13 protein-coding genes are annotated in these 16,994 nt (G+C 53.8%); 12 read left to right on the forward strand and 1 reads right to left on the reverse strand.

Annotated elements, in window-relative coordinates; genetic code table 11:
* Positions 1 to 176 precede the first annotated feature (176 nt).
* From JMF85_RS11225 to JMF85_RS11260, 8 genes are all read left to right on the forward strand, one after another.
* Positions 177 to 569 (forward strand): hypothetical protein, encoded by a 393-nt coding sequence (locus JMF85_RS11225; RefSeq protein WP_054799933.1) that lies wholly within the window; start codon positions 177 to 179, stop codon positions 567 to 569.
* A 137-nt stretch (positions 570 to 706) separates the two neighbouring features.
* On the forward strand, positions 707 to 4,954 hold the full coding sequence (locus JMF85_RS11230; protein WP_201318193.1) for an NEAT domain-containing protein: 4,248 nt from the start codon (positions 707 to 709) through the stop codon (positions 4,952 to 4,954).
* 157 nt (positions 4,955 to 5,111) lie between these two features.
* A complete protein-coding gene (gene srtB / locus JMF85_RS11235) occupies positions 5,112 to 5,942 on the forward strand; it encodes a class B sortase (RefSeq protein WP_201318194.1) in 831 nt (276 codons plus the stop codon).
* A 655-nt stretch (positions 5,943 to 6,597) separates the two neighbouring features.
* Positions 6,598 to 7,857: a histidine--tRNA ligase gene (gene hisS, locus JMF85_RS11240; protein ID WP_201318195.1), complete on the forward strand. Its 1,260-nt coding sequence runs from the start codon at positions 6,598 to 6,600 to the stop codon at positions 7,855 to 7,857.
* A 106-nt stretch (positions 7,858 to 7,963) separates the two neighbouring features.
* On the forward strand, positions 7,964 to 9,748 hold the full coding sequence (gene aspS / locus JMF85_RS11245) for an aspartate--tRNA ligase (protein ID WP_127607095.1): 1,785 nt from the start codon (positions 7,964 to 7,966) through the stop codon (positions 9,746 to 9,748).
* Between the two features lie 29 nt (positions 9,749 to 9,777).
* Positions 9,778 to 10,530 (forward strand): tRNA threonylcarbamoyladenosine dehydratase, encoded by a 753-nt coding sequence (locus JMF85_RS11250; RefSeq protein WP_054799938.1) that lies wholly within the window; start codon positions 9,778 to 9,780, stop codon positions 10,528 to 10,530.
* A gap of 123 nt (positions 10,531 to 10,653) precedes the next feature.
* The gene (locus JMF85_RS11255; RefSeq protein WP_201318196.1) at positions 10,654 to 11,436 is read left to right on the forward strand and encodes a hypothetical protein; all 783 of its coding nucleotides are present in this window, start codon (positions 10,654 to 10,656) and stop codon (positions 11,434 to 11,436) included.
* A 6-nt stretch (positions 11,437 to 11,442) separates the two neighbouring features.
* Positions 11,443 to 11,817 (forward strand): hypothetical protein, encoded by a 375-nt coding sequence (locus JMF85_RS11260; RefSeq protein ID WP_201318197.1) that lies wholly within the window; start codon positions 11,443 to 11,445, stop codon positions 11,815 to 11,817.
* Between the two features lie 127 nt (positions 11,818 to 11,944).
* Here JMF85_RS11260 and JMF85_RS11265 read toward each other — a convergent pair whose 3' ends face one another.
* Positions 11,945 to 13,201, reverse strand: coding sequence for a replication-associated recombination protein A (locus tag JMF85_RS11265; protein WP_155613778.1), 1,257 nt, complete (start codon positions 13,199 to 13,201; stop codon positions 11,945 to 11,947).
* A gap of 194 nt (positions 13,202 to 13,395) precedes the next feature.
* Here JMF85_RS11265 and JMF85_RS11270 point away from each other — a divergent pair, with 194 nt between their 5' ends.
* From JMF85_RS11270 to JMF85_RS11285, 4 genes are all read left to right on the forward strand, one after another.
* Complete coding sequence (locus JMF85_RS11270) at positions 13,396 to 13,914, forward strand: PCYCGC motif-containing (lipo)protein (RefSeq protein WP_127607103.1); 519 nt, start codon at positions 13,396 to 13,398, stop codon at positions 13,912 to 13,914.
* Between the two features lie 112 nt (positions 13,915 to 14,026).
* Entirely contained in the window at positions 14,027 to 15,370 is a 1,344-nt protein-coding gene (locus tag JMF85_RS11275; RefSeq protein ID WP_201318198.1) for a hemolysin family protein, read from the forward strand.
* 106 nt (positions 15,371 to 15,476) lie between these two features.
* A complete protein-coding gene (locus JMF85_RS11280) occupies positions 15,477 to 16,112 on the forward strand; it encodes a YhbD family protein (RefSeq protein ID WP_201318213.1) in 636 nt (211 codons plus the stop codon).
* Positions 16,113 to 16,116: 4 nt separating this feature from the next.
* A complete protein-coding gene (locus tag JMF85_RS11285) occupies positions 16,117 to 16,851 on the forward strand; it encodes a polymer-forming cytoskeletal protein (protein WP_201318199.1) in 735 nt (244 codons plus the stop codon).
* Positions 16,852 to 16,994: the final 143 nt, after the last annotated feature.

The raw sequence follows: 16,994 nt of genomic DNA on the forward strand, positions 1-16,994 counted from the left end.
TCATTATCTACAAAATCTGCTTTTTCTGTGGCATTCAAACACGCAGGAAAGGAGGGCGGGAAGTCCGGTTCATTGTTTTGCAGCTTCGAGGGTCGCCCGTGTTTAATTAGTTTCTGCTTGTTCAACGCGTTCATGTCCTAAGCACAAAACCAAAAAAACCAAGGAGTGTGTTAATAATGAGAATGTCCATGAAAAAGACTTTTTCGATGATGCTGATGCTTTTCGTATTCGCGCTTGCTCTGGCCGTACCGGCTTTCGCGGCCGCTTCTAACTATGAATTTTTGGATGCTGCCGGCAATCCTTCTCCACATGCAAGCTCCTTCACTAATGATGCGGTTGTTTCGGGAAGCACAGTTACGGTGCATTATGACACGGATTATATTTACGGGTTGAAAGTCTATAATTCTGCAACAGATGCATACGACACCATTACAGGCACAGTGTCGGGCGACTTCATTTATTTTACGTTTGACGTTGCTGACTTTGAAGAAAATCTGCCGGTTCAGCTTGGAGTGAATGCGGGTCCTCATAGCGGATATATGAATTTGCAAATTAAATGGAATCTTTAATTTACAGATAAGTAGTGAAGAATGGCTCAGCACCAGGGGCCATTCTTCACTTGCAATAAAGACATTTACTGTTTTTACAAGGTTGAATAACCATTTTTGTATCGATAAATGGAATCTGTTTGAGGAGAGACGATCAATTGACTAAGCAAATTCAGAAAACAATGGCAATTTGGCTTGCCTTCGTATTATTGCTGTCTGCCCTGCAAATCGGGTCGGTATCGGCGGCGGAAACATCCTCTATCGTGCCTGATGGGGAATATGCGATCGGATACCGGTATGTTAAGGATACAAACCATTCGGAAGTATCGGCTGCCAACGCCTATATGCTGCCGAATACAGGAAAGCTGATTATACAGAATGGTCATGCGAAATTCGAGAATCAGATTACGAAGGAAAACTACGCTACATTCGCCTATTTCGGCTCGCGTATGGCAGGCAGAGACAAGGCGGTCATTCATGAAGAGGTAGGAAAAGCACCGGTCGTTACTGGAATTGAAGGCTATAAGCCGGTTGTGACCCGATTGACGGAAGACGGCAGGAATGTCATCGTGCAAATGGAAATCGAGGATATCAGTAAGATCCAGGATCTTTTACTTCATGTTGATGATAAAGATAATATTTTCAAATTACCTGTACCTTATAACTATTGGTATCATGTCGGATTGGAACTGGATATAAGCCAAATCGTCATTCCCGATCCCGGTAATGGCGAGGGCGGGAGCGGGGACCCTGGTAATGGCGGGGATAACGGTAATGAACCGGTTACGCTGGCCATGTTTAACGAACTGGCTACAGTGGCGCGTTCTGTTTATGCCAGTACCTATGAAGGAACCGGGGACGGATACTACCCGGTCGGCTCGAAAGCGGAGTTCTATCTCAGCATCACCCAATCGGAAACCATTGCAGCTAATGCGGGCGGAGAACCGACGATCATCAAGGCGGCCTATAATAAACTTAAGGCGGCTCTAGACAAATACAATGCCCTGAAGATTGTTGTGGACAAGGCGCCTTTAATCCAGTTAATTGAAGAAATAAGAGCTTTTACGCAAACGGCCAAGGATGGCGGGGCAGCTGAGGGAGGGCCGGGCAATCAGGTTGTCTATGCCTTCTCGGAGAACGAGTATCCCTACCCCACGGTTCAAGGTTTTGTTAATAGGACCCAAGCTGCATCGAATGTTGTAGCTGATGTCTACGCTTCTCCCGAAGACGTATCCAAACAATATAATAATTTGTATAATGGCGATTCCCTCACACCTGGATTTAAAGATATACAAAAGCGGAAGTTTGTGGCGTCTGCCGTTAACATCCTGATTCTGGATTCGGATACGGATACTGCTACGGAATCGGTTTATGCGAATGAATTCAAGCATACAGCCACTATCCTGCAGCAAGCGGAAGATCCGTATTATCAGGCGTATGCGAATATTACTTTTGTAAATCCTGCCGGTGAGCTTGATGTGAAAAGACTTTCTCCTAATGCCGCAGGCTCCTATGGAACGTCGTATTCGCTCGCCGCGTCTGCCGTGAAGAATCAGTCGGATGCGCAGAACAAGGTTTATCAACCCGCTATTCGGTATGCTTCTGCAGATGACTCCAAGTGGCGGGGGTTAACAGGTTTGAGGTACACGGTGAACGGTGTGACCAAAACCGTTTACATCAGCTTCAATGCGGATCAGCTTGCAGCCTTAAACAATTCCGTTGCCTACGCCAGACAGCTTCATGAAGGTGCGGTGGAAGGCACGGAGCCGGGACAATATCAAGCCGGAGCCAAAGCGACGCTGTTAGAGGCTATTGAGCTTGCGGCGGTTACCGGAAGCAAGCTTGCCGCTTCAAGGCCGCAAATCGCCGACGCTTCTGCGAAATTGCAGGCGGCAGTCGATGCGTTCCAAGCATCGGTGATCCCTGCCAACCCTGATCCTGGAACAGGAAATCCGAACGAGTATCCGATCGGCTTTACGATTTATAAAAAGGGCACCGATCAAAACTCCGTGATGTATGATTATGTGGACCGGAACAGCGGCAAGCTAGTGTTGGAGAACGACAAGTACTATGTGTCCTTCACGTTGAAGCAAAGCAAGGAAGTCGTATCGTTCAAAACGAAGCAAAACGGCGTACTACAGGAAACAGAGACTGTAAGCACCGATGAGGCAGCCAATACACGTACAGTCCGCTTTGAAGTTGAAGACTTAACGGCTCGCAAGGATGGATGGGTCAAAATTTATTGGCAGATCACCGACTCCTACCTGTATGACCATGAATATGACGTAGAACTGGGCTTCAGCAACTTGCCTGTGCTTCCTGTGAGCAAGACGACGCTGAACAGCAAAATCACAGAAGCTGAAGCTAAGTATCAAGCAGCCGCAGAGGGCAGCTCGCCCGGCCAATATGCGGCAGGGGCCAAGGCTGCCCTGCAAAAGGCAATTGATACGGCTAAAGACGTTTCCTCTAGTACGACAGCGACACAACAAGCTGTGAATGAAGCTGTGAATGCTCTGAAAAAAGCTTTGGTCATCTTTAACGCTTCCGAGATTCTGGCGGATGCAAGCTACACCTTCAGCTTGCCTGCCATGATTACCGATGCAACGGGAGCGCCAATCAGCAATTATGTTTCCAGCGGTGCGAAGTTTGAGGTGAGCAGCGGCAAGCAGGTAGCCACTTTCGAATTGAAAGCCGGTGTGAAGCTTAAAAAGATTCAAATGAAAAAAGCAGACGGCAGTCTGGAAGACGTGGAAAAGGTTGCAGCTGCTGCCAAGCAAGCGGGAGTTGTGACCGTGTTAAGCGCGGACGGCGCTGCATCGGCAATCAGCTTTGAAGTGAAGGATCGTACGGCTGTGTACGTGCTAAGCCTCGTGGATGCCGATCAGACGGAGCGTGCCTTTGAAATTGCGTTCGCTGAAGTAGCGCTTGTTCCACCTCCGACAACCAATCCGGAGGGGCCTGGTGGAGGCGGACCTGGCAGTGGAGGACCCGGCGGTGGAGGCACGACACCTAATATTCATGGAATTCCGGATGGCACGTACAGCATCGCTTACAGGTTCCTGAAGTATAACACGAACGAAACTTCGGTGATGCAGGACTATGTCATTACACCGGGAAGGCTGACGGTCCAGAATGGAACGATGTTCGTCGAGATTACGTTACAGCAAAGCAAGGAAGTCACGGATTTTAAAATTGACAATGGCGGAGGTATGTCCACTCCGGAAGTGAGCCAAACGGACGAAGAGAAAAATACGCGGACCGTAAAGTTCCAGGTCAATGACCTGACGGAAAAATTAAAAGGCTGGGTCAAGATTTACTGGCAGGTGAGCCCGGACTTCTTGTACGATCATGAGTATGATGTTCACCTGACCTTCGACAAATCTACGATCAAGGCGATCGCGAGCGGGGCAAATCCAGCGCAAGATGATGCGAATAAGCCGTTCTTGGAAAAATACACAGAGGGAGAATATGCCATCGAGTATGCGCTGAATCTACGGGGCTCCAAGCAAACATCGGTAACGAATGACTATGTGAAGCACCCGGCCAAGCTGGTGCTGAAGGAAGGGAAGAGCTATCTGGTCGTCACGGTGTCAAACAAGGAAGTTACGGGATTGAAGATCGAGAAGGACGGCGTCTTGACCGATGCGGAAGTCGTCTCGACGAACGAGCAGCGGAATGAAAGAACGCTGCAGTTCGAAGTGAAGGACACCAAGACGAAAATATTCGCCCAATTCATTCTTGCGGTGCCAGGCAAATACAATGGAGAGTACAACGTAGAATTTGTACTGGACGGAAACAGCGTGAAGCCGTATAAGGAGCAGCCTTCGGATAACGGACAAATCAAGCCGGGCAAACAGCAGGGCGTAAGCGGCAGCTTCGCAGATCTTGAAGACCATTGGGCGAAGGCGGCCATTGAACGAGCCGTAGGGCTCGGCATCGTGAACGGCTACGAAGACGGTACGTTCCGTCCGGATGCCGAAATTAACCGTGCGGAATTTACGACGCTGCTGAGCAGGACGTTAAAGCTGGTCCCAAGCACGGAAGAACTGAGCTTCACCGATCTGGAGAACATTCCGGAGTGGGTGAAACCGCATCTGGCTCCTGTGGTGCAAGCCGGAATTATCGGGGGGTATGAAGACGGTTCGTTCCGTGCCGAGCGCAAGATCAGCCGTGCGGAGCTGGCGGTCATCATCGTACGTGCGTTGAAGCTGGACGTAGAGGCGAACGCGCAGTCGACTTTCGAGGACGCAGGCAGCATTCCGCAGTGGGCGCAAGCCGAAGTGGCGGCAGCGAATGAGCTGGGTATAATTAGCGGACGGGACAACAACCTGTTTGCTCCTAATGAAAGCGCGACGCGCGCAGAAGCGGTCACCCTAATCCTGGCTCTGAACAATTATGTAAAGTAATAAGCTGGTACTAGCATAGCTGCAAAAACCTGAGGATGCCGGAACCCCGGCGTCCTCAGGTATTTTTAATCCGATTTGAACAAGGCCGGCAGAGGATACTTACGGAGAAACCGAAGAATAGAGACGTTTAACTTTGGAGCGGGGGAGGCGTCGGCACATGCATCGGGTCTGGACCCTGCTGGCGGTTGCTGTGTTTATGTATGCCTCGATTCGATTGACGGCCGTTGGTTGGGGATACTACGAGAACCGTAAGGTGCTCGCTGAGGCGAGCCGAATGTTCGCAGCAGAGCAAGTTAAGGAATCGTTCTCTTCTGCGGGAGCCAGTGCCGTAGCGGAGAGCGTCTACGGTGGGGGGAGCGAGCGTCCGATTCGCAGCTCGTTCAAGCCGCTGCTGGAGCTGAATCCAGACGTAGTGGGGTGGATCAGGCTGGAGGGCAGCCGGATCGATTATCCCGTGGTTCAAGGTTCTGATAACGAGCATTACTTATATCGCAACTATAAAGGAGAGGCATCCAAGGCGGGCAGCATTTTCCTCGATTTTCGCAATAACATTGGAGCGGACGACCGCAATACGATTATTTACGGCCACCGGATGAAGGATGGTACCATGTTTGGCGAATTGAAGCAGTATGTGAATCGGGACTACTATGATACGCATCGGAAAATCCGTTTCGACACCTTGTATGAATCTTATACGGCTGAGGTTTTTGCGGCTTATTATACGACAACGGATTTTAATTATATAGAAACGGAATTTAACGATGAGGGGGCTTATGCGGCCTTTCTGGAGAATATTCAGAAAAAATCACTGTATCCGAGGGATGTGGAGCCTGGCACCGAGGAACGGATTATAACTTTGTCCACCTGTGATTATTTGCTGGACCCGGTGGCAGGCAGATTTGTCGTACATGCCCGGTTGGTGAAGGATGAAGCGGGCAAAGCCCTTCATGCTGATCATGAAACAGCCGAAATTTCGCAGACTCGATAAAATAATATACGTGTCAGGTTTATGATATGTATATGTTATATTTTCCCGGTGATCGTTAAACGTCTTCATCAGCATGCTTCATCCCGGCCGGGTCTGATCACGGGCAGAACGCAATCAGAGCGGTGTGTCGCCCCAGGACGCCTGGGCGGGCGGTGGACACGGTTTTCGCCACCCGCCTTCAATTTCGGGCTTGCCGTTTATGCGCAGCAGCGTATGCTTGACTTTGCCAAAATTCGCAGTTAAAATGTGAACATTGAAAGTCATTGATACGATCCATGGATGGGAACAAGTAATTCGAACCTTGCATAGGACAGAGAGGGAAGCCCAGGCTGCAAGCTTCCTTATGCGAATCGGATGAACAGACCTCCCGGAGGACAGTCGGGGAACCCCGGCGCTACCCGCGCTTTTCGTGCTGACAGCCGAAAGACAAGGGAAGCCGGACAGTAGCCGTGCTGCGTGTAGCGGGCGTTATCCGCCTCAAGTGTGAATGTCCTTCTTCCGTCCGGCTTGCCGCGGCGGCCGATGCATTCAAATCGCGGGTGGTACCGCGGGAGAACCGGAACCGATTCTCTCGTCCCTGTTTTATCGACAGGGGCGGGAGATTTTTTATTTTTCACACCTGTGTTCGTGTCAAGGAGAAAGGAGCCAGACCCAGATGAGTATACAGAAACCTAAGGGCACGCAAGATCTGCTGCCCGGCGAGATCGAGAAGTGGCAGTATCTCGAGAATAAAGCCCGCGAGCTGTGCCGCCGGTTCAATTACCGCGAAATTCGCACGCCTGTTTTCGAGCACACCGAGCTGTTCCAACGCGGCGTCGGCGAAACGACGGACATCGTGGAGAAAGAGATGTATACGTTTCAGGACAAGGGCGACCGCAGTATCTCGCTTCGTCCGGAAGGGACGGCCGGCGTCGTTCGCGCATACGTAGAGAACAAGCTGTACGGCGAACCGGACGTCAGCAAGCTGTACTACATCGGGCCGATGTTCCGCTATGAGCAGCCGCAGGCCGGACGCTACCGTCAATTCCACCAGTTCGGCATCGAGGCGTTCGGTTCCGTCGATCCCGGCATTGATGCGGAAGTCATCGCGCTTGGGTATTCGTTCTACCGGGAGATCGGCTTGAAGGATGTCACCGTGGAGATTAATTCGGTCGGCAATCCGGCCGTGCGCGCCGCTTATCGCGAGCACATTCAACGCTTTTTTGCGCCGGTGAAAGACCAGCTCTGCAAAGACTGCCAATCGCGGTATGACCGCAATCCGATGCGGATTCTCGATTGCAAGATCGACCAGAAGTTCTGCGAGGGCGCGCCGACGATCGTCGAGCATCTGGATGAAGAATGCCGGACGCATTTCCAAGCGGTGCAGGATCACCTGGCGGCGATGGATATCCCTTACCGGCTCAATCCTCGCCTTGTGCGCGGATTGGACTATTACACCCACACGGCGTTCGAGTATAAGGCGGCGGGCATTGGGGCCATCGATACGATTGGCGGCGGAGGCCGTTATAACGGCCTTGTCGGCCAAATCGGCGGCAACGACCAGCCGGGCGTAGGCCTTGGCCTCGGCCTCGAGCGCATTCTGCTCGTGCTGCAGGCGCAGGGTGTCGAGATTCCGGCTGCGAAGCCGCTCGACGTGTACTTGATCGGCCTCGGCGAAGCGGCCGAGAAGGAAACCGTGAAGCTGCTCCAGCAGCTTCGGATGCAGGGGCTGTCCGCAGAGCGGGATTATCAATCGCGTAAAATTAAAGCGCAGATGAAGTCGGCTGACCGCCACCGCGCCGCCTATGTCGCCATCCTCGGCGAAGACGAGCTCGCGAAAGGCGAGATCACCGTTAAAGCGATGGCGACGGGCGAGCAGGAGACGCTGCCGCTCGCTGGCTTTGCCGCAGCGCTGGCCGCCCGGCTGCGGGCGTAATAAGCTGCCGGCGCGCACCCGGATATTCGCGCACCGCAGTTCCGCAATTTGCGGGCAGTACTAAGTTCAATCCTTGTTGACCACACTTTGGAGGTAGGTACGAATCATGACACAAATGTTAAAAACGCATGACTGTGGAACGTTAAGTAAAGCCAACGTCGGTGAAACCGTCACGTTGAACGGCTGGGTACAGCGCCGCCGCGACCTCGGGGGCGTCTTGTTCATTGACCTGCGCGACCGGAGCGGACTTGTGCAAATCGTGTTCAACCCGGAATTTTCCGGCGACGCGCACGGCATCGCAGATCGTGCGCGCAACGAGTACGTGCTGGCCGTTCGCGGTAAAGTCGTCGAGCGTGATGCGGAAACGGTGAACGCGAACTTGCCGACCGGCGAAATCGAAGTGCAAATTACCGAACTCGAAATTATGAACCCGGCCAAAAACCCGCCGTTCTTCATCGAAGACGGCATCGATATCGACGAGTCGCTGCGGTTGAAGTATCGTTACCTCGACCTGCGCCGTCCGGAAATGCAGCGCACGCTGCAGCTTCGTTCCAAAGCGGCGAAGGTGTTCCGCGATTACCTCGACGAGAACGGTTTTATCGAAGTGGAAACGCCGATCCTGACCAAGAGCACGCCGGAAGGCGCGCGCGATTACCTGGTGCCGAGCCGCGTCCATCCGGGCGAATTTTTCGCGCTGCCGCAATCGCCGCAAATTTTCAAGCAGCTCTTGATGGTCGGCGGCCTCGAGCGTTACTACCAGATCGCCCGCTGCTTCCGCGACGAAGACCTTCGCGCCGACCGCCAGCCGGAGTTTACCCAGGTCGACATCGAGACGTCGTTCCTGTCGCAGGATCAGCTGCTTGATCTGATGGAGAAGCTCGTCGTACGCTTGTTCCGCGAAACCGCCAACACGGAAATCCCGACCCCGTTCCAGCGGATCAGCTACGCCGACGCGATTGGCAAATACGGCTCGGATAAACCTGACCTGCGCTTCGGTCTTGAACTGAAAGACGTGTCCGACATCGTCGCCCAATCCGGCGTTCAAGTATTCGCCAGCGTCATCGCCAAAGGCGGCCAGGTGAAGGCTCTCAACGCCAAAGGATGCGGCGTCTGGAGCCGCAAAGAAATCGACGATCTCGGCGTGTTCGCCGCCCGCTACGGAGCCAAAGGGCTGGCCTGGATTACGTACAAAGACGGCGAGCTGAAAGGCCCGATCGTGAAGTTCTTCAACGAGCAGGAGCTCGAATTGCTGAAAGAGCGTCTGGAAGCCGAAGAAGGCGACCTGCTGCTGTTCTCCGCCGACACGAAGAAAGTCGTTGCGGACGTACTCGGCAACCTGCGTCTGAAGATTGGCAAACAGCTCGGCCTGATCGACGAGAGCCAGTTTAAGTTTGCTTGGGTCGTCGACTTCCCGCTGCTCAGCTACGACGAAGACGAGAAACGTTACGTGGCCGAGCACCATCCGTTCACGCGTCCGAAGGAAGAGGACGTTCACTTTTTCGATACCGATCCGGGCCAAATCCGCGCGCAAGCGTACGATCTCGTGCTTAACGGGTACGAAGTCGGCGGCGGCTCGATGCGGATCTACAAGCGCGAAGTGCAAGAAAAAATGTTCGCCGCTCTCGGCTTCTCGCCGGAAGAAGCGAATGAGAAATTCGGCTTCCTGCTGGAAGCGTTCGAGTACGGCACACCGCCGCACGGCGGGATCGCGTTCGGGTTCGACCGGTTGGTCATGCTGATAACCGGCCGCACCAACCTGCGTGAGACGATCGCCTTCCCGAAAACGGCCAGCGCGACCGATTTGCTTACCGATGCACCTGGTACGGTGGACGATAAGCAGTTGGAGCAGCTGTCCATTCGCATTGCCGTCAAGCCGCCGGTTACGAAATAAGAGGATTTGCTGAAAGGAGCGTACCCTCGATGCTGCATCAATTTTCACGAACGGAACTGGCGATCGGCCCGGAAGGGCTGGACGTCATGAGAAACAGTACGGTTGCGGTGCTCGGCATCGGCGGCGTCGGCTCGATTGCCGCCGAAGCGCTGGCCCGCACCGGGGTCGGCCGCATCGTTATGATCGATAAGGACGTGGTGGATATCACGAACGTGAACCGTCAAATCCACGCTCTCCTGTCGACCGTTGGTGAGCCGAAGGCGGAGCTGATGCGCGACCGCATTCTGCAAATCAATCCGGAGTGCGACGCCATTGCACTGCGCATGTTTTATACCGAGGAAACGTACGAGAAGCTGTTTGAATATCCGCTTGATTACGTCCTGGACGCTTCGGATACGATCAGCTACAAGATTCACCTGATCAAGGAGTGCCGGCGCCGCAAAATCCCGCTCATTTCGAGCATGGGGGCGGCGAATAAGATGGACCCGACGCGTTTTCAGGTGGCGGACATCTCTAAAACGACGGTTGATCCGCTTGCTCGCGTCATTCGTCACAAGCTGCGCAAGGAAGGCATCCACAAGGGGGTTAAAGTCGTCTTCTCCACGGAAGAGCCGATAAAGCCCCGGGAGGATGTCACCCAGCGGATCGTACCGGACAACGCGCCGGAAATCCGCAAGGCGCAGCAACCTCCGGCGAGCAACGCGTTCGTGCCGCCAGTGGCCGGCCTGATTATGGTTAGCGTTGCGGTGCGCGATCTGCTGGCTAAAGCCGGCCTCAATTAACTTCTGCCAACCGGCATCTCTGCTTCATGCGGATGCCGGTTTTTTTTGCATTTGTAAAATTTCCAGAATTGGGGCAAGCTACCTGGTGTCTGATTTAATCGCAACCTTATCGGGGTGAGTCGTATGAACGGCAAGGCGAAAAACCGCAACAACCGTCGCAGTTTGGCTCATATGAGCACACTGAATGTCAACATATTGCATTTCCGCAAGCCATGGGTGACTGCCTGGTGGTCGGCCGCTTTTCCGGGCTTCGGGCATTTGCTGCTCGGCAACCATTTCAAGGGGGCTATCCTCATCGTGTGGGAAGTGCTGATCAACATGCAATCGCACATTAATGGAGCGATGGTGTTCTCGATTCACGGCAAATACAAGCAAGCGGCGCTCATTATAAATCCTCGCTGGGTGCTCTTATACATTGCGGTCTACATTTATGCCATATGGGACAGCTACCGAACGACGATCGAACAAAACAAAGTGTTCACGCTAGCGGAACGGGAGAATGCGCCGATCATCCGTTTTCAGATGAACTCGCTGGCGGTTCAATATTTGGACCTTCGTTCGCCATGGCTGGCGATGGTCTGGTCGCTGCTCATGCCCGGGCTTGGGCAGATGTATCTGCACCGGATTCCGACCGGTTTTTTGCTGCTTATCGCCTGGATTGTAATGGCTATAAACTCCAATTTTATGGAATGCCTTCTGCTTACGATAGAGAGCTGGGGCCGCATTCATTCGCCCATGGACCCGCAATGGTCGTTGTTTATGCCGTCGATTTATGGCTTTGCGGCCTTTGACGCCTATGTGTATGCCGTGGAAAACAACAAGCTGTTTGAAAAAGCGCAGCGGCAGTGGCTGGAAGAAGAGTACCAAACGTTGGGATTTTCGATCAAATCAGGCGCAGGAGGGTAGTAATCGATGTATATCGTAGCGACCTTCCGTTACTCCATGGAATTGGAACTTGCGATCAGCGACCTGCACGGCACAGGGATCGGAGCGGATTCGATCGCGGCGGTTCCGCTGGATCGCCAAATGTCGGGTCGGGCTCATTTTATGGATACGATGCATCGATCGGACGGTGTCAGCCTGTTAGACGGCCCCGCTGTGCTTGGGACCGTGTTAGCTGTTCTGGGCGCTTCCCTCGGGTTCAGCTGGACATGGGGGCCGATTATATGCGGGCTGCTCGGGCTTGCGCTGGGTGCGCTGCTCGGGATGGGAATCGATTACTGGGTAAACCGGAAAAAAGAAACCGTGAAGCCAGCTCGTCACAGAATGAAGGCCAGGTTGTATTGATCGTACAATGCTCGGGAGAGCAATCAGAGCTGGTGAAGCAGATGCTCCGCTACCGGATGGCGATGGCGGTCGGCCAGTGGGGATCATACGCATGAGACGAAAAGAGACAGTCCCGCTTGGGACTGTCTTATTGCTTTTTCATATAAATTTTCGCTTCGACGCCGCTGTTCTGGGGCTCGTAAAATTTCGCGTCCTTCAGCGGCTCCGGCATATACTGGACCTTGCCGGCACGGTCCGGATGGTCGATCGGATTGACATATGTCTTCGAGCCGTCCTTGATCGAATCCGGCACCGGGTATGCCCGGTTGTTCTTCACGGTGTCGAAGGCGCGCGCGATCGCCTTGTATGCGGAGTTCGACTTCGGACTTTCGCATAAGTAAACCGCAGCCTGCGCAAGCGGGATCCGAGCTTCCGGCATGCCGAGGAACAGCACCGCATCCTTCGCGGCGAGCGCAATTTGCAGCGCGTGCGGATTGGCCATGCCGATGTCCTCGCTGGAATGGACGACCATGCGTCTGGCGATATACAGCGGGTCGACGCCCGATTCGAGCAGCCGGGCCATCCAATAGAGCGCCGCATCGGTTTGGCTGCCGCGGATGCTCTTGCAGAAGGCGGACGTCAGGTTGTACATGTCGTTCGTCGTGACGGCGTTGAGCCGGAATTGGAACGCCTGCTGCACGGTCGCCAAATCGACCGTATCCGCATCGGTGAGACTGTACACGGCATTCTCCAGCGCATTCAACGCATTGCGGATGTCGCCGTTGCAAATGTCGGCCAAATAATCGAGCGCTTCCGTCTCGATCGATACCTTCAGCTTGCCGAGGCCGCGCTCCGGGTCGTTAAGCGCCTCGAGAATCACGCGCTTGATCTCCGCCTCAGACAGCGCCTCGAGCCGGTATATCCGGCAGCGGGAAGCGAGCGGGGGGATGATGTCGTGCGCGATCGATTCGGTCGTGGCGCCGATCAGCGTGATCGTGCCGTTCTCGACGACGGGCAGCAGCGCTTCCTGCACATTCGATTTCATCGCGTGGATCTCATCGATGAACACGATCGTTTTGTGACCGTACAGCTTCAAGTCGTCAAGCGCCTTGGCGAATACGCCGCGCAGCTCGGCGACGGTCAAGGAGACGGCATTCAGCTTGACGAAGTGGGCGGACGTTAAACGGCTGATAACGGCGGCCAGACTTGTTTTGCCCGAGGAGGGCGGACCTTGCAAGATCATCGACGACACGCGGTCTTGCTCAATCAGATTGCGCAGCAGCTTCCCTTTGCCAATCAGGTGCTGTTGGCCGGCAATGTCATCCAAGCTGCGGGGGCGAAACCGTTCCGACAACGGCTCGACGACTTCCCGCCGCTCTTCGTAGTTGTAATCGAATAGGTCCATGGCTAACTCTCGCTTTACATATGGAAATTAGAACGGATGTTTCTATTTCATAAAGTTATTTTACCACATGAGCGGCAAACATGGAATTTCAACGCAGCTCCAGCGGCGAAAGCTCTCCACACGGTAAGTTTTGGCACCGCGGCCATTATTGATGTACAATCGAAGGTAAACGAATGAAGGAAAAGAGGGAACGTATGAAACAAGCGGTCAAACCGGTAATCGCGCTTCTGCTGCTGGCCTCCGTCGTCTCGGCCTGCGCGCCGAAGACGGCCCCTTCTGCCGAAGGTAACGGCAGTGCGCATGCCGGGCACACTCAGCAAGGACATCCAACGCCGCAGGGCGATATTCAAGAAAAAACAGCTTCCGCGGACGCGCTGCCGCGTTTTCTTGACAAACAACCCGAGGATGTGCGCCTCGTCTATGAAGCCGCCGGCAAAGCGGCCGATCTCTTGAAGTGGATGCCCTGTTACTGCGGCTGCGGGGAGAGTGCCGGTCATATGAGCAACATGAACTGTTTTATTAAGGAAGTGCAAGCGGACGGCTCCGTCGTCTGGGACGATCATGGCACGCGCTGCGGCGTATGTTTGCAAATTGCAGTCAAGTCGATCAAGATGAAGCAGGACGGCAAGACGCTGAAGGAAATACGCCAAACGATCGAGCAAACGTACAAGCAAGGCTTTGCCAAACCGACCCCTACGCCGATGCCGTCGTAACCCGGAAGGAAGACGAAGCGTCGCACTTTCCCGTTCTAGCCGTGCCCTTGGATGTATAGGGTATTAGTATAGTTTCAAACTAGACTTCTTGCGGTTGGGAAGGTGAAAGGGCTTGATCAGCGATCCGTTCCCCCTTTGGTTAAACATCGGGTTTGTACTGCTGCTGGTGTGTTTGAACGGTTTTTTTGTCGCTGCTGAGTTCGCCATCGTCAAAGCGTCCCGCAGCCGGCTCGAGAAGCTCACTTCCGCCGGCTCGCGAAGCGGACGGTGTGCGAGCTTGGTCCTGAGCAATGTGGACGCGTATTTATCCGCCTGTCAGCTCGGAATCACATTAACCTCCCTCGGGCTCGGGTGGCTTGGGGAACCGGTCGTTTCCAAGCTGCTGGCGCCGCTTTTGCGCCCGTTCGGGCTGCCGGAGTCCGTCGTTCACATGGCGGCTTTCGTTCTGGCATTTACGCTCATCACGACGCTGCACATTACGCTCGGCGAGCAGTTTCCCAAGACGTATGCGATTCGCAAGTCGGAACGTGTGACGCTGCTTTCATCCGTTCCCTTGGTGGCGTTCTACAAGATCATGTACCCTTTCATTTGGATGCTGAACGGGCTGTCGAACGCGCTGCTGAGGCTGACCGGCATCGAACCGACGGAGGAGCATCGCAGCGCCCATACGGAAGACGAAATACGCGTGCTGATGAAAGAAAGCAACCAGAAAGGGTTAATCGACAATACGGAGCTGACGCTTGTCGATAACATTTTTGAATTTACGGAAACGAATGCGCGTGAGATTATGATTCCCCGTACGGAAATGATATGTTTGTACGCCCAGCGCTCCTATGAGGACAATAAAATGATCGCGATCAGCGAAATGCATACGCGGTACCCGGTATGCGATCCCGATAAGGACGCGATCATCGGTTTTGTCCATATTAAAGATTTATTGAAGCTGACGGATGGCGAAGGCGAGTTGCTGACGATCGTAAGGCCGATTATGAAGGTCGCGGAATCCATGCAAATCAGCGCCTTATTGAAGCTGATGCAGAAGCGCAAAGCGCAGATGGTGCTATTGATCGACGAATTCGGCGGCACGAGCGGACTTGTTACCTTCGAGGATATTATCGAGGAAATTGTGGGTGAAATCCAGGACGAATTCGACGAAGAACGCCCGCAGATCGAGCGGAAGGACGAACGGACGCATTCGATCGACGGGCGCTTGTTGATCGAAGAGGTGAACGGGTATTTCGGTCTCGAAATCGAATCGGACGATTACGATACGATCGGGGGATGGATGTACGCGCAGGTTGAGATGCCGCCCACCAAGCTGCAGCAGGTCGAGTGGAATGAACGGTTTGTGTTTACCGTAGAGGAAATCGACCATTTACGTATCTCCCGCATTCTCGTGACGCCGAGCAAGAATGCGAAGCATAGCGATCCGGCATCCGGAGACCATGGGATGTAAGCCGATAAATGCCGGAAAAATTGACCTGCGGGAAGGTCATTTTTTTTCGAGTTTACAACGTAACAATGTTATGTTACATTGTTACGTATAAGGTGGTGCGGTTATGATCGAGCAAGAGCTCATATCCAAGAAAGAATTGCTGGAATTGACGGGTATTTCGTATGGCCAACTGTACCGCTGGAAGCGGAAAAATTTAATTCCCGAAGACTGGTTCATCCGCAAATCGACGTTTACCGGGCAGGAAACTTTTTTTCCGAAGAAAAGCATTTTGGCTCGTATCGATAAGATCATCAATATGAAGGAAGATTTATCGCTTGACGAGTTGGCGGACGTCTTCTCGCCGGAAGTGGCGGACATGGCGGTAGGGCAAAGCGAACTTTTGGAACGTAACATTGTTTCGAAACAATCGCTGGAGTTGTTCGCGAACACGTTCGGCGACGGACCCGTGCTCCCGTTCGGACGCATCTTGATCGCTTATATGCTCGATAAGCTGCTGCAAGCTGGCGATATCAATCTGGACGAAGGCGTTATGATGCTGCAGACGCTGCATGGCCACGAGTCGGCAATAGAGAACAAAAGTTGGGTGCTGGTGTTCATTCGCAAGATGGGCATCTCTTCGTTCCTGATGATCGGCGGTTCGGATTCCGTTATGTTCGACCCGGGTACGAAAGTCGTGGCCCGGTTGAGCTTTGCCGCGTGCATGGAAGAACTGAAGATGAAGATGAACGATGGAAGGGGATGACCCAATGGAATCGCGCAACAATTTGACGGTCACCGGGACGGGCGGCGCGGCCGGGGGCTTGTATAAAGACATCAAGGTGATGGGGGAAGCGGACTTTAACGGCGATGTCGACTGTCTGGCTCTCAAGTGCAGCGGTACGGTGAAGGTAAAAGGCGACGTGAAAAGCACGTCGTGTCGTATCAACGGAACCTTCGATGTCAGCGGCGATTTGGTCACCGGGCGCGCGACGATCCACGGGAGGATGGCGGTCGAAGGCAACGTGAAGGCGCAGGAGATCAAGTCGAACGGCGAAACGACTATTCGGGGCCATGTCACGGGGGACCGGATTCATTTGGAAGGTTATTTCCAAATAAAGGGCCGCTGCGAAGCGGAGCAACTGCGGATTAAGGGCATCTTCAAAATCGCCGAGCTTGTCAATGCGGATTCGGTTGATCTTGCTCTGCACAGCCGATGTCAGGTTAAGGAAATCGGCGGCGAACGCATCGAAGTGCGGCGCGGGACCGGGACGATGCTGAAGAAGCTGCTCGGCTCCTTGTTTCTTCCGGCGGATTATTATGAAGGCACACTGACGGCCGAATCGATCGAGGGCGACGACGTTTATGTGGAGTACACGCAGGCGGAGGTCATCCGGGGGCGGAACGTAGTCGTCGGACCCGGGTGCGGCATCGGCCGGATTGAATATACGAACAAGCTCGAGCATACGGCGGGATCGGATGTTACCGACGCTGTGCAAATTTGATGGGGGAATGGAGCGATAACGATGGGCTTACGCGGCGATTTGAATATTTCAGGCGTAATGGGCGGCGCGGGCGGAGGCGCGTATAACAACGTTAAGATTAACGGGCAAGGGAACGTGAACGGTCCTTTGGATTGGTGAGCTTC

The organism is Paenibacillus sp. EPM92, from assembly GCF_016586185.1.
GTDB lineage: Bacteria > Bacillota > Bacilli > Paenibacillales > NBRC-103111 > Paenibacillus_G > Paenibacillus_G validus.

Bases quoted from the DNA above. Each gene is read 5' to 3' on its own strand.
- JMF85_RS11225 (WP_054799933.1), top strand. From the start codon at position 177: ATGAGAATGTCCATGAAAAAGACTTTTTCGATGATGCTGATGCTTTTC.
- srtB (WP_201318194.1), top strand. From the start codon at position 5,112: ATGCATCGGGTCTGGACCCTGCTGGCGGTTGCTGTGTTTATGTATGCC.
- hisS (WP_201318195.1), top strand. From the start codon at position 6,598: ATGAGTATACAGAAACCTAAGGGCACGCAAGATCTGCTGCCCGGCGAG.
- aspS (WP_127607095.1), top strand. From the start codon at position 7,964: ATGACACAAATGTTAAAAACGCATGACTGTGGAACGTTAAGTAAAGCC.
- JMF85_RS11250 (WP_054799938.1), top strand. From the start codon at position 9,778: ATGCTGCATCAATTTTCACGAACGGAACTGGCGATCGGCCCGGAAGGG.
- JMF85_RS11255 (WP_201318196.1), top strand. From the start codon at position 10,654: ATGAACGGCAAGGCGAAAAACCGCAACAACCGTCGCAGTTTGGCTCAT.
- JMF85_RS11260 (WP_201318197.1), top strand. From the start codon at position 11,443: ATGTATATCGTAGCGACCTTCCGTTACTCCATGGAATTGGAACTTGCG.
- JMF85_RS11265 (WP_155613778.1), bottom strand. From the start codon at position 13,201: ATGGACCTATTCGATTACAACTACGAAGAGCGGCGGGAAGTCGTCGAG.
- JMF85_RS11270 (WP_127607103.1), top strand. From the start codon at position 13,396: ATGAAACAAGCGGTCAAACCGGTAATCGCGCTTCTGCTGCTGGCCTCC.
- JMF85_RS11285 (WP_201318199.1), top strand. From the start codon at position 16,117: ATGGAATCGCGCAACAATTTGACGGTCACCGGGACGGGCGGCGCGGCC.